Origin of the sequence: Acidaminococcus nyctereutis (assembly GCF_052216985.1) — a bacterium.
Lineage (GTDB): Bacteria > Bacillota > Negativicutes > Acidaminococcales > Acidaminococcaceae > Acidaminococcus > Acidaminococcus fermentans_A.
The window spans coordinates 22,407-37,581 of the sequence record NZ_JBQOUY010000022.1; the positions used below are offsets into that span (position 1 = coordinate 22,407).

The 15,175-nt window shown below is 38.2% G+C and carries 14 protein-coding genes and 1 pseudogene; all 15 read left to right on the forward strand.

Annotation, left to right across the window (positions count from 1 at the left end):
• Positions 1 to 63 precede the first annotated feature (63 nt).
• Entirely contained in the window at positions 64 to 762 is a 699-nt protein-coding gene (locus ACTUHY_RS09915) for an RraA family protein (RefSeq protein WP_442827593.1), read from the forward strand.
• Between the two features lie 49 nt (positions 763 to 811).
• Positions 812 to 1,795: a tripartite tricarboxylate transporter substrate binding protein gene (locus ACTUHY_RS09920; RefSeq protein ID WP_442827594.1), complete on the forward strand. Its 984-nt coding sequence runs from the start codon at positions 812 to 814 to the stop codon at positions 1,793 to 1,795.
• 12 nt (positions 1,796 to 1,807) lie between these two features.
• The gene (locus tag ACTUHY_RS09925) at positions 1,808 to 2,269 is read left to right on the forward strand and encodes a tripartite tricarboxylate transporter TctB family protein (RefSeq protein WP_442827608.1); all 462 of its coding nucleotides are present in this window, start codon (positions 1,808 to 1,810) and stop codon (positions 2,267 to 2,269) included.
• A gap of 16 nt (positions 2,270 to 2,285) precedes the next feature.
• Positions 2,286 to 3,806 carry a tripartite tricarboxylate transporter permease gene (locus ACTUHY_RS09930; protein ID WP_442827595.1) on the forward strand — a complete coding sequence of 507 codons (1,521 nt, stop codon included), beginning with the start codon at positions 2,286 to 2,288 and terminating at the stop codon, positions 3,804 to 3,806.
• A 97-nt stretch (positions 3,807 to 3,903) separates the two neighbouring features.
• Entirely contained in the window at positions 3,904 to 5,010 is a 1,107-nt protein-coding gene (locus ACTUHY_RS09935; protein WP_442827596.1) for a lactonase family protein, read from the forward strand.
• Between the two features lie 57 nt (positions 5,011 to 5,067).
• Positions 5,068 to 5,961: an NAD(P)-dependent oxidoreductase gene (locus ACTUHY_RS09940; protein ID WP_442827597.1), complete on the forward strand. Its 894-nt coding sequence runs from the start codon at positions 5,068 to 5,070 to the stop codon at positions 5,959 to 5,961.
• Between the two features lie 292 nt (positions 5,962 to 6,253).
• Positions 6,254 to 6,712, forward strand: a complete 459-nt coding sequence (gene tnpA / locus ACTUHY_RS09945) for an IS66 family insertion sequence element accessory protein TnpA (protein WP_442827598.1) — start codon at positions 6,254 to 6,256, stop codon at positions 6,710 to 6,712.
• Positions 6,706 to 6,804 (forward strand): annotated as a pseudogene (locus ACTUHY_RS09950) (hypothetical protein); the annotation flags it as partial. The gene tnpA and the pseudogene ACTUHY_RS09950, both read left to right, overlap by 7 nt.
• 98 nt (positions 6,805 to 6,902) lie before the next feature.
• Positions 6,903 to 8,276: an IS66 family transposase gene (tnpC, locus tag ACTUHY_RS09955; RefSeq protein ID WP_442827599.1), complete on the forward strand. Its 1,374-nt coding sequence runs from the start codon at positions 6,903 to 6,905 to the stop codon at positions 8,274 to 8,276.
• A 319-nt stretch (positions 8,277 to 8,595) separates the two neighbouring features.
• A complete protein-coding gene (locus ACTUHY_RS09960) occupies positions 8,596 to 9,450 on the forward strand; it encodes a MurR/RpiR family transcriptional regulator (RefSeq protein ID WP_442827600.1) in 855 nt (284 codons plus the stop codon).
• Positions 9,451 to 9,613: 163 nt separating this feature from the next.
• A complete protein-coding gene (locus ACTUHY_RS09965) occupies positions 9,614 to 10,915 on the forward strand; it encodes a TRAP transporter large permease subunit (RefSeq protein ID WP_442827601.1) in 1,302 nt (433 codons plus the stop codon).
• Positions 10,916 to 10,952: 37 nt separating this feature from the next.
• Positions 10,953 to 11,777 carry a carbon-nitrogen family hydrolase gene (locus ACTUHY_RS09970; protein WP_442827602.1) on the forward strand — a complete coding sequence of 275 codons (825 nt, stop codon included), beginning with the start codon at positions 10,953 to 10,955 and terminating at the stop codon, positions 11,775 to 11,777.
• 284 nt (positions 11,778 to 12,061) lie between these two features.
• Complete coding sequence (locus tag ACTUHY_RS09975) at positions 12,062 to 13,198, forward strand: M20 metallopeptidase family protein (RefSeq protein WP_442827603.1); 1,137 nt, start codon at positions 12,062 to 12,064, stop codon at positions 13,196 to 13,198.
• A gap of 55 nt (positions 13,199 to 13,253) precedes the next feature.
• Positions 13,254 to 14,081 (forward strand): serine hydrolase, encoded by an 828-nt coding sequence (locus ACTUHY_RS09980; RefSeq protein ID WP_442827604.1) that lies wholly within the window; start codon positions 13,254 to 13,256, stop codon positions 14,079 to 14,081.
• A gap of 46 nt (positions 14,082 to 14,127) precedes the next feature.
• Entirely contained in the window at positions 14,128 to 15,066 is a 939-nt protein-coding gene (locus ACTUHY_RS09985) for a CapA family protein (RefSeq protein ID WP_442827605.1), read from the forward strand.
• Positions 15,067 to 15,175 lie beyond the last annotated feature (109 nt).

A 15,175-nucleotide genomic window follows, 5' to 3' on the forward strand; every position in this document is an offset into this window, starting at 1 on the left:
TGAGCGCTCGAGTAATGAATATAATTTTACTAATTGTGGTTTATAACTAAGGGGGGAAAATATATGTCTATTATAGGTTTTCGTATTTTTGATGTAGTTCGTCCTGACAGAACACTTGTTGAACGGTTTCGTGGAATTCCTAGCAGTAATATCAATGATATGATGAATCGTTTGTATAATACGGATGCTACAATACGGTCTCTCAATCATAAATCGATGCTGGGAACTGCGATTACAGTACACGCACCTTTAGGAGATAATATGATGTTTCATCGTGCACTAGATATTGCGCAACCAGGTGATGTATTGGTGGTTGATGGCGGTGGCTGTAATGAACGCAGTCTTGCAGGTGAAATCATGATGACTTATGCAGAAAAAAAAGGCCTTGCCGGCGTCGTCGTAAACGGTGCACTTCGGGATTTGGATGGTATTCTGAAACTGGATATGCCAGTATACGCTACAGGTATTACCCCACAAGGTCCTTATAAGAATGGCCCCGGTGAAATTAATGTTCCGGTATGTTGCGGTGGTGTGGTTGTTATGCCAGGTGATATTCTGGTCGGAGATTTGGATGGAATCGTTGTGATTCGTAAGGAAGACGCTCCACTGGTTATTGAGGAAGCACTTGAAAAATTGGCGAAGGAAGAAAAAAAGTTAGAAGCATATCACTTGCACGGAATTGATGTTGATAAGCATTCCTCAAACTGGGAAAAGAAAACTGAGCAGGCTGGAGTTGCTTATATTAAGAAGGTACGCTGGTAAGAATCATGGGAATCAATAAACAACTGTTAATGAAAGGAGATACGTGCTTATGAAAAAGGCATTATTATTACTCGTAGCAGCTGCAATGCTTCTCAGTGTCACTGGTTGCGTTGGAAAGAACACACAGTCTACAGGGCAAACATCAAAGTCCAATTGGCCTAAAAAAGCAGTTAATTTTATTGTTGGATATGCAGCTGGTGGCGATAGTGATATGTACGCACGTACGATTGCAAAGTATATGGCAAAAAAAACCGGGGGAACTTTCATTGTCACTAATACAACTGGAGCGGGAGGGGCCAATGCCCTTGTTTCAGTTTCTTCAGCTGCGCCTGATGGATATACGTTTCTTTGGAATCATGATGGTTGCCTTGTAAATGAAGCTCTTGGTAATGCTCCTGTGTCTTATCTAAAAGACGTGGACATTGGCTGCGGTGTATTAACGGATAATTCGTATACTGTTGTTGTCAACAAGAGTACCGGTATTCATAATTATGAAGAATTTATTACTTATGCAAAAGCAAATCCCCAAAAGTTAACTATTAATGTAAATACCAATTCAAACGGTATGGATATTATTCGTAAATTTGAGAATGCGGCTGGAATTTCTCTAAAATATGTTGAAGGTTCTGGTTCTGCAACGGAAAGAATTGCATCTTGCCTAGGAGGGCATACTGATGTGGTCTATGCGAATTATTCGTTATTGGCAGATTATGTGAAAAATGGTGACTTTTATATCATCGGTAGTCTTGGTGCTAAACCTATGGACGCACATCCAGAAGTTCCATGTTTGTCCAATTTGACTGGTCATAAGATTGAAAGTCCGTACATCTTTGGCTTCCGTTACCCAAAGGGCATAAATGCTAATATAACTACTTATTTTGAAAATATGGTACAGGAGATTACCAAAGATCCCGAATTCATTGCCGATATAAATAAGCTTGGAGGTAATGTTACCTTTATACCTTCAGCTGAGCATAAAAAGTTTCAAGAGGCAGAAATAGAAGCAATCCGTAAGCGCCTAGGGGGGAAATAACAATTGACTAAGATGCAACAAATTACTTCATCAATTATTTTTCTGATTATTTCAGGAATTGTTTTTTTCAGTTGTTATTTACAGTTGGGGAAGACAAATTTGACACTCCACCCATATATGATGCCAACAATACTTTCAGGGCTGATGGTTTGTTTATGCATTCTTCGCCTGATTGTAGGTCTGCGTATGCCAGCGGATACTGAAAAGCGGAAACATGGAATTTTCGTTGAAGTATCAAGAAAGAATCTAGTTACTATGGGCTTGATTGCAGTATATGCAGGCTGCATGAAATCTATCGGATTCATTATTTCGACTTTTGTCTATATGATGATACAGATGTTTATCCTCAAAGAAGGTAAGAAAAATTGGGGGCTAATGATAGGCGTTTCTCTTATCATGTCAATTGGTATCTACTTTATCTTTGTCAATTTGTTTGACATATTGCTTCCGGCTGGTGTTCTTGATTTTATATGAGAGGAGGGAGAGCAAAATGGTAATTGAGGGTATTCTTTCTGTATTAACACCAAGCTGTTTGTTTTGGAGTTTGGTTGGTACAGCAATTGGCATTATCTTTGGCTCTATCCCTGGTTTGACAGCAGTAATGGCTATGGTGCTGTTCTTACCGCTAAGTTTTGGCATGCCAGCAGCAGAAGGCATTGCACTTTTACTTGGTCTATATGTTGGAGGTATTTCTGGTGGATGTATAAGTGCCGTTCTATTGAAAATCCCTGGAACGCCTGCTTCATTGACTACTGTCTTTGACGGTGGGCCCATGGCAGACCGGGGTGAAGCTGGACGTGCGATTGGTATTTCTGTTTTGTATTCTTTTATCGGAGGCATGCTAAGTGCGGTAGCGTTAGTTTTTATTGCCCCGTCTCTTGCGCAGGTCGCACTAAAATTTTCTCCTTTTGAGTATTGTGCTGTTATTTTCATGAGTCTGACCGTAATCGCTAGCCTGGCTGGTAAATCGTTAATTAATGGACTGCTTTCTGGTGCGGCAGGACTCTTTGTTTCTTGTATCGGAATTTCTCCAATCGGTGGCGTCATGCGTTGCAATATGGGATCAAGATATTTGATGTCTGGCATGTCTACTACGGTTATACTTATTGGCATTTTTGCTATTGCGGAGATAATCAAATCTGCTGGTGACGCAACACCAAAAGCCAAAAAAGCTGCTTATAAAATGAAAGGATTTGGCCTAACTATGAAGGAGTTCTTGGGTCAGACCGTAAACATGGTCCGCAGTGCAGTCATTGGGATTTGTATTGGCATTCTTCCAGGACTGGGGGCAAATACGTCCAGTATGTTGTCGTATGGAATGGCACAGAGTAGTTCTAAATATCCTGAAAAATTTGGAACAGGAATCATTGATGGCTTGATTGCATCTGAGACTGCCAACAATGCCAATACAGGCGGGGCAATGATCCCGGCACTTACACTGGGTATTCCTGGTAATACTCCTACAGCATTACTAATTGCTGCTCTAACTGTTAAAGGTGTAACTCCTGGTCCTCTGATTTTTGAGAAAAATGGTGCATTAGCTTATGGTGTGTTTGCTTCTTTTATCATTGCAAATATTTTGATGTTGTTTTTGGAATGGCGAGGAATCAAACTTTTTGTGAAGGTCCTCGATTTACCAAAATATCTTATGTATCCTGCGATTATTGTGCTGTGTATGGTCGGTGCATTTGCAGATAAAAGCCGCACATTTGATGTGTTGCTTGTAGTTGGCTTTGGTATTGCTGTTTTTTTCTTGAAAAAGTTTGGGTTTGCTACTGCACCTTTTGTACTGGGCAATATTCTTGGTAGTCTATTTGAAACATATTACGGAAGAGCAATGAGTGCCGGCGGCGGAAGCTTCGTACCATTTTTTACGAGACCAATTTCGTGCTTCTTTATGATTATGACTTTCGTTTGTTTAATTTTTGTCATTAAAAAAAATATTCGTGGTGAAAAAAATATACTTGCTGAGGACGATGACGAGGAAGTTTCAAATGGGGGTAAAGCATGACTTTAGACGTCTTGAGGATGTGCAACTCAACAAGACAGCATATTGATAAATTCCTCGCACAAAAAAGCAGCAACTGAATTCTAAGGAGAATCACTGAATGAAAAAAATGGCGAAGAATGCAATTATAATGTATGTGGGCTGCTTCACAATGAAAGAACGTGGTGGAAACGGTGATGGTGGAATAGGCGTGTTCAAGAAAGAGCCTAACGGCTCATTTGAAAGGATCCAAACAGTACCTCAATTTAATCCCTCCTACCTGGCAATGTCGGAAAATAAAAAGTTTTTATATGGGGTTCAAGGTAAAGGTCATGAAATCTATGCTTATGCTATTGATGAAGAAACGGGGCGTTTATCTTTCGTTAATAGTGTAAAAAGTGGTGCAGGACTTGCGTGTGAAGTATGTAATCGTTATCTGTATGTCGTTGCTGGAACAGTTCAAATATTTTCTTTGAATAAGGATGGGTCTATTGGTGCTCAAATTGCATCTTTTACTCCGAAGGGGGAATTAGGACCTATTACCAGTATTCAGCATGCTGCACAACCTCATCATGTACTGCACGATATCCAAAAACACTTTTTTGCAGTCCCTTGTCGAGGGATGGACTCTGTTCATGTATATTTCCACAATCTAAAGGAAAATAAGGTGGAAGATATCAGTGTGTTACATACATACGGGGGTTCTTACCCGCGGCACATTGCTTTTCATCCGACTAAACCAGTAGCATATCAACTTTTGGAACGTTATGGTATGGTGCTTGTATGCCATTATGAAAACGGAGTGCTTACTCCAGTTGAAATGTTACCAACTGTGCCACCGGAGTTTGTTGGGTTATTTAATGCGGCCGGAGAAATAGCGATACATCCTAATGGAGCATTATTAGGCGTTTCAAATCGAGGAGCGAACAATATCGCAATATTTCATATTTTAGAAGATGGGCGGTTGCAGTCGATTGGTTGGACAAAGGATCATGTAAGCATTCCACGTTTCTTTACATTTGATGAAGAGGGTCAACATTTGTATTGCGCGAATATTGGACAATGTCCATCGAATCATCCAATTACAAAAGAAGGAGATGCGATTCCAGGAACTGGGGATATCACTGTATATGCTGTGAATAGTAAGACTGGTGAATTGACCTTTACGGGGGAACGCGTATCTATTCCCGCACCCTCATGTATTTTATTTAAAACACTGACACGTTAATGATATTTTAATATTAACTTGCTGCCTGAGAAAACTATAATTACATGGAGGAATATTATGAAAATTGCATATATTGGTTTTGGCGAAGCTGCCTATAATATCATGAAAGGCTGGTCCGCTGAAGGTTTAAAAAATTTGGTTGCGTTTGATGCAAATAGAGACCATCCTAAAAAAGGTGAATTAATTCGCCGCAGGGCAAAAGAAGTTGGTGTTATCTTGACAGATACTCTGAAAAGTGCTTACGAAGGAGCAGATTTCATTTTTAATAATACATCGGCATCCTGTGCTCTGAGTATTGCAAAGCGGGTAATCCCAAAGTTGAAGAAAGGGCAGGTTTATCTGGATTTAAATGCTACCTCTCCCAAGACTAAAGAAAACATGGACGAAATCCATCGAGAAAGAGGAGTGTATTTTGTCGATGTTGCAGTAATGGGATCTATTGCAGCAAAGGGTCATAAAACAAAAATGTATATGTCAGGTGTACAAGAAGGCGTACAGAAATTTTACAGCATATTTAGTTCTTATGGTATGAATTTACATCCTCTTGATGCACCTGCTGGTGGCGCCTCAGCTATTAAAATGTTTAAAAGTGTTTTCAGTAAAGGATTGCCCCAGTTGCTCTTGGAGTCCATGCTTCCTGCGGCTAAGTATGGAGTGCTGGACGAGTATATGAAAAATATCGATAATACGTTTAAAGGCAAAACCGTTTCAGAATATGCAGATGCTGTACTTTATCGTACCGTTATCCATGCCGAGCGCCGTTCTCACGAAATGACAGAAGTAGTTTCTACGTTGGAGAACATGGGCTTGGATGCTTCAATGTCCAAGGCGACTGAAGCACGGTTAAAATTGATGGTCGCAGATGATATTCCATCTCTAATTCCGGCCGATGCGGTTATGGAATATCGCAATGTGATTGATTTGATTCTTAATAAACTTAATGAAGCATAATCATAATATCTTTAGGTGCAGTTTTGTAATGCTGTTAAAATTCGTTTAATTAGGAGTACCTTTGATTAAAACTTATTGATATTTTAAGTCCTGTAATATACATTGGGGTCTTGTAAATATTATTTGTCTACAAGACCTCTTGTCATATAATAATGTAAGACCATATCCCGGCAGCATTTTCCCTTGGTATGTATCAATAAGTTCTCGGTAAAACCTTCATCGTAGTACAGCTACAGTAAGCGCTAAAAAATCCGGTGTATGGAATTACCACCTTTAGTTTGAGATAATACGGATGTTAAAAATATCGCACGAAAAAAACGAATTTCTCTACGGTGCGCAACGTGTCGTTTTTTTCGAGCTATTCGTGTCACTCATTTCTGGAGGTGGTTTTGTTTTGGGTGAATTTCAACGCATAAAACATCAGAAGGCTCTGGAATACTGGAGCCAGATTCTAAAGGAGCGACAGGAAAGCGGCCTTTGCATCAAGGCGTTCTGTCGGTCACGTCAGATGAGCCATCATGCGATGTATTACTGGATCAAGGAACTGAGAGAGGAAGCGCTGTTGGCCAATCCTCAGGCTCCCGTCTGTATTACTCAATTTGCACCCGTCTCTCTGGCTCAGGAGCAACAGCATTCCTGCGGGAAGATGGTCGTCCACGTGGGTTCTGCTTCTCTTGAAAGCCCTGAGGGAACTGCTGCGCCAGATTTGCAGCGTACGCTGCAGGTCCTCAAAGAGGTATTCTTGTGTTAATCCGCAACATCACTGCCGACCATATCTACCTGGCCTGTGGATACACGGATATACGGAAATCCATCGAGGGCCTGGTTGCTCTGGTGGCTGACCATTTCCATCTGAATCCCCATCAGCTTGCCCTCTTTCTGTTCTGTGGCAGGCGGAAAAGATCTGGCCAGACCAGTTTAATCTCTTCAATGAGGCCGAAGTGGAAGCAAAACCATCGGCACCGGAACCTGAGATCGAAGCCCCGGCCCACAAACGGCGCAAGAAGCAGAAGCGGGATTGGGCCGAGCTGCTGGAAAAATTTCCCCATGAAGAAAAACTGTATACTCTCCCGGAAGATGAACGGATCTGCAAACGCTGCGGCAGTCCCCTGGTCTCCATGGGCAAAGAGAAAATCCGCACAGAAGTGCAGTTCATCCCTGCCCAGGTCAAGATCATCGACATCTACCGGGAATCTTTCCAGTGCCTGGAATGCCGGAAGCAGGAACATTTTGTGGTTGAGAAGCCTCAAGTGCCTCACAGCGTCCTGCAGAATTCCATGGCCACAGCATCTGCCGTAGCCCATGTCATCGTCCAGAAATACCAGATGGCCGTGCCGCTCCACCGTCAGGAACAGAAATGGAAGAATATCGGCCTGCCACTTTCCCGGGCAACCATGGCCAACTGGATCATCCGGTCTTCCCAAGACTGGCTGGTTCCTCTGGTCAGTGTCATGAAGGCAGAGCTGCTCAAACAGGCAGTGATCCATGCGGATGAGACCCCGATCCAGGTGCTGAACGAACAGAACCGGAAAAACACCACCAAGTCCTTCATGTGGGTGTATACCAATGGGGAATATGAACAACTGAAAAAGGTACGGATCTACCAGTACTGCCAGGGCAGGAGCGGTGAGTTCGCCAGGAAATTCCTGGAGGGGTATCAGGGAATCCTGCAGACTGATGGGTATGCAGGATATGAGAAGGTCTCCTGCAAAGTCCATGCCCTGTGCTGGGTGCATGCCCGGAGGAAGTTCGTCAAAGCCATCCCAGTCGACATGTCCAAGGAAGAGGTTGCCCAGACCACCTGCGGCCAGGCTATCCAGAAACTGGGGAAAATTTTTGCCGAAGACAAGAAACTGGCGGAACTGGATCCAGAAAAGCGGAAAGAAGAACGTCTGTGGCTTGAAAGAAGCAAGCTGGAGGCTTACTTTGCGTGGCTGGAAACGAAAATGGACGAACAGCCGAGCCTGAAGTCGCCGCTGGGCAAGGCTATCCAATATATTCTCCTCCACAGGAAGCAGTTGAGCGCCTACCTGGAATATGGAGAAGCTGCCATGACGAACAATATCTGTGAACGGGCCATCCAAAACTTCACCATAGGCCGGAAAAACTGGTTATTCAGGGCTTCTCCCAAAGGAGCGGAAGCCCGTGCCACGATTTACAGCATCATCGAGACCTGTAAGGCCAATGGCCTGGAGCCATACACTTATCTGACCTACCTGTTCGAGAAGCTGCCCAACATGGATTTCAGGATCCATCCGGAACTGCTGCAACAGTTCATGCCCTGGTCTGAAGAAGTACAGGATATATGCAAGTAAGCAACAGGCCCTGCCGGCTTTGGTCGGCAGGGCCTGTTGCTTTATATGTTGTACACCGGATGTTTTTGCGGTTACCTAACACTGGCTCTATTATTTCGTTTAAGAAAATTATTTGTTGCATTTAGATGGTGCATTCGCCTTCAATAAATAAACTAAATGGGATATAGATAAAAAATGTAAAAAAGATGACAAAATAAGAAAAATAATTTTTAATATACATATAAAGTTAAAAAAATATTTTACTAATGATATACTCGAGATAAATCAACTTAAAATATATAAATTATTTTATATTTTAAAAGAAACTAGGAAAATCAAAATGGATGAAAACCAAACTATTAAAAAAAATATTAGAGAAATGTATGAAAAGCTTTCTAAAAGCCAAAAAATATTAGCTTCTTATATCATTAAAAATTACTCATTAATAATGTATACCAATATTTTAGATATGAGTAAAGGAGCTGGTGTTAGTCCGGCAACAATTACAAGATTTGTACGAATCTTAGGGTATAGTAGTTTTTCTGATTTTCAAAAAAAAGCGATTCAAGAAAATGAAAAACGTGTACCTTTTTCTCAATTAAAACGTATGTTTCAAGGCGCAGAGAAATTTAATAAAGACTCGAATCAAATTTTTCGTATCATTTCCAATAATATAAAATTGTTAGAACAACTTTATACACCGGAATTACAAATAGAATTTGAGAAATCTATAGATATATTAAAAAGAGCAAAGACAATTTATATAGCAGGACAACGATCTTCGTATACTGTTGCATATTATTTGGCATTTATGCTTGGTCAAATGAAAGACAATATTCATTTAATCTCTTTGTCAGTCGGAATGCTTCCTTCAGAGCTGAGTAATGTGCAAAAAGAAGATTGTTTAATAATGATTTCTTACGCGCGTTACACATCAATTTCTGCTAAAATTTGTGAATATTTTAAAAAGAAAAATGCGCCAATAATTTTAATTACAGATAATGCGATTTCACCAATTGCAATTAATGCCGATGAAGTGTTGCTTGCACCAAATGGTGAACATTTTTCACCTATTTGTGCGATTACGTTATGTAATTGTTTTATAGCAACTTTAGGTAGTGTTAATACAGATATGACGTTAGATCGAATGAAACGTCAAGATAAAATTGCCTTGGAAATGAATATCTATGTTTGATTTTAATTGTATTTTGAGAATCTCATTACTGCCGGCAAAAAGGTCCTCAAAATATTAAAGAGAAGGGATGTGGATAGATTAGGATAAATTTTATTTTTTAGAGAAATTCTTTTGAATACGAAACGCGTGATGTTAGCAAAAGTTATACAAGGAGGGATTTATAATGATTTTTGGATTGCACCCATTGTTTGGATTCCTGCCGTTGTTGTTGTATATCATATTAATGTTACGTGGAAAAGATATGAATGTATCAGTTTTGTTATGTGTTATTCTAGGCGCAATCCTTAACGGAGAATCAATACTTGGGTTTGCTTCTACAATAAGTAAGGCATTGTCATCATTTTGTGCTTTAATTGGATTTATCATTGTTTTAGGAGCTGGATTGGCAGAAGTGCTTTCACAGACTAAAGTTGCACATAACCTTGTATATAATGTTGTGAATCGTTTTAAATTGAGAAGTAAAAAAATGGCAATTTTAATTTCTATGATTACTTCTACTTTATTAGTTGCTCTCTTAGGGACGTTAGCTGGATCTAATGCGATTATTGCTCCTATTCTTATCCCAATTGTAGCAAGTGTTGGAATTACACCTTCAACTTTAGGTGTAATTTTACATGGAGCGGGAGCTACAGGTTTATATATTGGCCCGTTTGTCCCTCCGGTTGTTACAATAATGGGATTGACAGGCCTTTCTTATGGAGATTATTTGATTAATGCAGGAATTCCGTTGGCAATTATAGTTTGGGGTTCTACTTATGTTATGGCATGCAAGACTCAGAATAAAACAGAGTTAACGGAAACATATAAAGATGAAGACCGAGAAGCCGTTAATTTTATTCCAGATAAAAAATGCAAAAACGCAACAATGGCTTTTCTTTCAATAATGACAATAATGGTTATATATGGTCTTATTGCAAAAGCAGGAGCATCTTATGCAATTCTAGTCATGATGACTGCGTCTATTGTCGTTGGATTGACAGGTGGGTTAAGCTTTAAGGATTCCTTAAATACAATGATCCAGGGTGGATCAAAGATGTTTTGGATGTTTTTTATGTTCGTTTTGTTTGACCCATTTTTAAATTATGTTAGCAAGTCAGGTGCTTTTAATGCTATAGCAGAATTGATGCAGCCACTAATTGCTATTGGAGGACAAACTGCGTTCTTGATGCTTTCAGCAGCAATTGGCGTTTTTGGAATTTCGGGAACCGGTGTCGCACAAGCTCAAATTACTCATGAACTATTTCTTCCTATGGTTAAACAATTGGGAATTACTATGGGTATTTGGGGATTGGTCGTATTAATTGCATGTCAAATTACTTTTTTTGTAACACCCACCGTTGATATGGTTGGACAGATGGGATTAGCAAGATCGAAGAATATTAAAGCAATGCTTGCAAATGGCTGGATTATTACTATAATAACTTTTATCTTTTTGCTGATAAGAACTTTACTTTACGTTTCTTAAGTCTAATAAATTAATCAGATTGAAGGAGGATAGTACCATGACTAATTTTGCTCTTTTGCAAACGGATATTGCCTTTTGTGATGCGATAAAAAATTATGAAAAAGTGACCCGTATGTTTGAAGAAGCTATGCAAAGGGAGCCCAAACCAGATGTTGTAGTGCTCCCTGAAGACTGGGCAAGTGGTTTTTCTGATGAAATGTTCCATCATATGGAAGATTTTATTGAAAACGAAAATGGCGAATCAGTTCGAGTGTTACAACAATTAGCTGAAAAGTATTCTGTTTGGGTAGTTGGAGGATCGATTGGAACAATGCATTCTGATGGAAAGATGCGAAATACAACTTTCTTGATTGACCGTACTGGTAAGATTGTAGGTGATTATAGCAAGATGCATTTATATAGCGATATGGATGAAGATTTTCCTTATGAGCATGGAAATAAAACTGAAGTATTTGATACTGAGCTCGGAAAACTAGGATTCATGATTTGTTATGATATTCGTTTTTGTGAGCTGTCGCGAATTTATGCGTTGAAAAAAGCAGATGTGTTGGTAGTTACGTCGAACTTCCCTAATCCTCGTGTAAATCATTGGAGAACACTTTTGATTGCTAGAGCAATAGAAAATCAAATGTATATAGTCGCTTGCAATCGTGTTGGTGCAAGCCCGATGGGGACATATTGCGGACATTCGATTATCATTGATCCTTGGGGAGATATTATAGCTGAAGGTAGTGATAGCGAAGAAATCATTACAGGCTCAATCGATTATAAATATACTCAAGAAGTAAGAAGTACTATTCATATGTTTAGGGATAGACAGCCTCAATTTTATAATGTTTTGACGGAGAAAAACAGGGCTTAAATATAATAGAAGTATTTGGACGGTTTTTAATAGATTTACATAATCTAGCCTAACTCCCTGAAAGTTTATTAGGATCAAATACATGTTTATTGTTTAAGCCATGAAATCTTTAATTCTTAGGTGCAATGGCGGCAGGATATTATCCTGCCGCCATTGCATAGGTAGCCTATAATAAAGTTCATTTTTTAATTTGTAGAGATATTAGAAAAAGTACTGATATTTTGTTTCTAAAATAGAAACATATCATTTAGAAAAATAAAGCCTAAGAGGAAATGGAGTATTTTATGAATGTATTAAAATATATTGAACTAAGAAGACAAATTCATAGAAATCCAGAATTGAGTAATCAAGAAGAAGAAACAACGAATAGAATTCATAAATTTTTAAATTCTGAAGGGTTGAATTTTGTGCCATTCCAAGAGTCATACGGCGGATTTGTAAAAATTGATATTGGTGCAAAGAAGACAGTTTGTTTTCGTGCAGATATCGATGCCTTACCGCTTAGTGAAAATACTGGTGTTGAATTCTCATCGAAAAAAAACAATATTATGCATGCCTGTGGACATGATATGCATACTGGAATAGCCGCTGGAGTAGCCTGTGAATTAAATAAAGCAAAAAAATCATTAACTAATAATATTATTGTCTTATTTCAGCCTGCTGAAGAAGATAATCCTAAAGGAGGGGCTAAATCAATAGTAGATAATAAGTTTTTGGAAGACCAGAAAATATCAGAGATTTATGGAATACATATGTGGCCTTCTCTTCCAGTAGGTGATATCGAATTATGTCCTGGACCAATTATGGCGGCTTCTGATCGTTTTACAATAGTTGTAAATGGAAAGAATGCACATGCTGCTGAAGCGCATTTAGGTGTAGATGCAATTTCTATAGCTTCTGAAATTGATTTAGCGCTAACGAGTAGGCTTCGAAGAGAAATTTCTTCCTTTGATAACGTTATAATAGCAATTGGTTCCTTTCAATCATTTGGAAGATATAATGTTATTTGTGATAAGGTGATACTTGAAGGAACTGTACGTACTATTCATGAAAAAACAAGAAATTATATACATAAGAGGATAAAGGAAATTGCTACTAATATAGCACAAATGTATGGTGGTATATCCATTGTTAACATTAATCAAGGATATGGAGTTGTAAATAATGATTACAGATTGTTTAAAGAATTCTCTAATATAGCAATAAGAAAACTAGGGAATGCTCATGTGCATACGGATTCTCATCCTAGTTTGATTGGGGAAGATTTTTATTATTATGGCACAAAGATTCCATCATTGTATATTCATGTTGGCTGTGAATCTAATTATCCGCTCCATAGTAATTATTTTTTACCTAAAGAGGAGACTATGAAATTTGCAATTCAGTTGATGACGGATTACTTTTTGAATGCTGATAAATGATTTAAATTTTTATTGAATGTCTCAATAACATGTTAGATTGAAAGGAGAAAATCGTATGAGTAAATCAAAAATCCCAGAACAACAAATTTATGAAGTGTTAGGAACTTTAAATGGAAAAGTTGGGTTATATATTGAAAATTGTGAAACGAATGAAAAATTTACTATAAATGAAGACATTCTTTTTCCTTGTGCTAGTGTTATTAAAATTCCAATGGTTGCAATGTTATTAAAAGATGGCAACGAAGGCCGCATTGATTTAAATCAACCCCATGCAATTAAGGCTTCAAACAGAGTAGGAGGCACTGGTATACTATATAATCTCGATTTTCGTTTTAATCCGACAGTGAGAGATTTAGGTAAATTAATGATTATGCTTAGTGATAATACGGCGACAAATGAAGTAATAGATATTTTAGGTGAAAGTAGATTTAATCAATTTTGCAATGAACAAGGATATCATTCAACTATTTGGCAACGCAAAATGCTTGATTTTGAGGCAATAAAAAAAGGTAAAAACAATTATATGAGTACTAAAGATATCGGTGAAATGCTTTCACGAATAGCAAGAGAAGAGTGGCTTAGTAAAGAAATATGTATCACCATTTTTTCTTATATGTGTGGTCAAAAATATCGTAATAAATTACCAGCTAAGTTACCTGTAGTTGAATGTTATGAAAAGATAAATATAATTCCCGAAGGGAAAGTACTTGTTGGAAATAAGACTGGAGACCTTGATTGCATTCAACATGATGTTGGTATTTTTGAATTACCAGATAATACTCGCTATGTTATTGCAATGTTTACATCTGACTTGCCTAATAATTTGGAGGGAATTGAATGCATAAGTTCGATTTCTAAAGTTGTTTATGATGCATTTAAATAGTTATTTTGGTTAAAAATATAATATTTGAGGGCATGGGGGAAATATTATGAGAAATCATGATTTATGTATTACAGCGGCAGGGGATATGCTAATTCAACGAAGAGTTCCTGACGATTACGAAGGTTTGGACGAGTTAAGAAATTTTATTTTACAAGGAGATGCTCGATTTTTTAATTTAGAAACGACTGTTAATAGTGGTAAAGGATGGGGAAATCAATACAATGGAGGGTCTTATCTTAGAATTGATCCGGAAATCTTAGAAGATGTTAAAAAATATGGATTTAATATGACTACCCCAGCTAATAATCATTCAATGGATTTTTCACATTGGGGACTTCTAGAAACTATTGACGCTTTAGATTCATCTAGGTTGGTACATGCAGGATGTGGAAAAAATTTATCTGTAGCAGCTGCTCCTGCATATTTAGATACTAAAAATGGGCGTATTGGACTCATTGCAGCTACTTCTACTTTTGAACCCCCTGCAATGGCAGGAGAACAATCAAGATATTATATTGGACGACCGGGGGTTAATGGAATCCGGCATAAGGAAATTTTTCAAGTTACAAAAAATCAAATGAAAATTGTAAAAGAACTTGCAGAGGCTACAAATGTAAATGCATTTGATGACATTTTTCGATCTGAAGGATATTTACCTCCGTTGAATGAAGGAGAGTATTGCTTGGGAAAATTGAAGTTTAAACTTGGAGATGAAACAAAAAGAATTTCTACTGTTAACACTACAGACATGCAAAGGATTATAAAAATGATTCAAGCCGCTTCTTATCAATCTGACTATATAATTGTTTCAATACATTCTCATGAAGTAAAGGGGATAAATAAAGAAATCCCAGATGATTTTTTGGTCGAATTTGCTCATAAATGTATCGATGCAGGCGCAAATACCGTAATTGGTCATGGACCTCATTTATTGAGAGCAATAGAAATTTATAAGGCATCTCCCATTTTGGTAACGTCCATATAATGGTGTAAAAAGATAATTTCATAAAAATGAGCCATATGCTCATCCTTTAGGTATAATGTAAATCGACCAAAACCCACATAATACCGAGGGAGGAAAAACAAATGGCTCA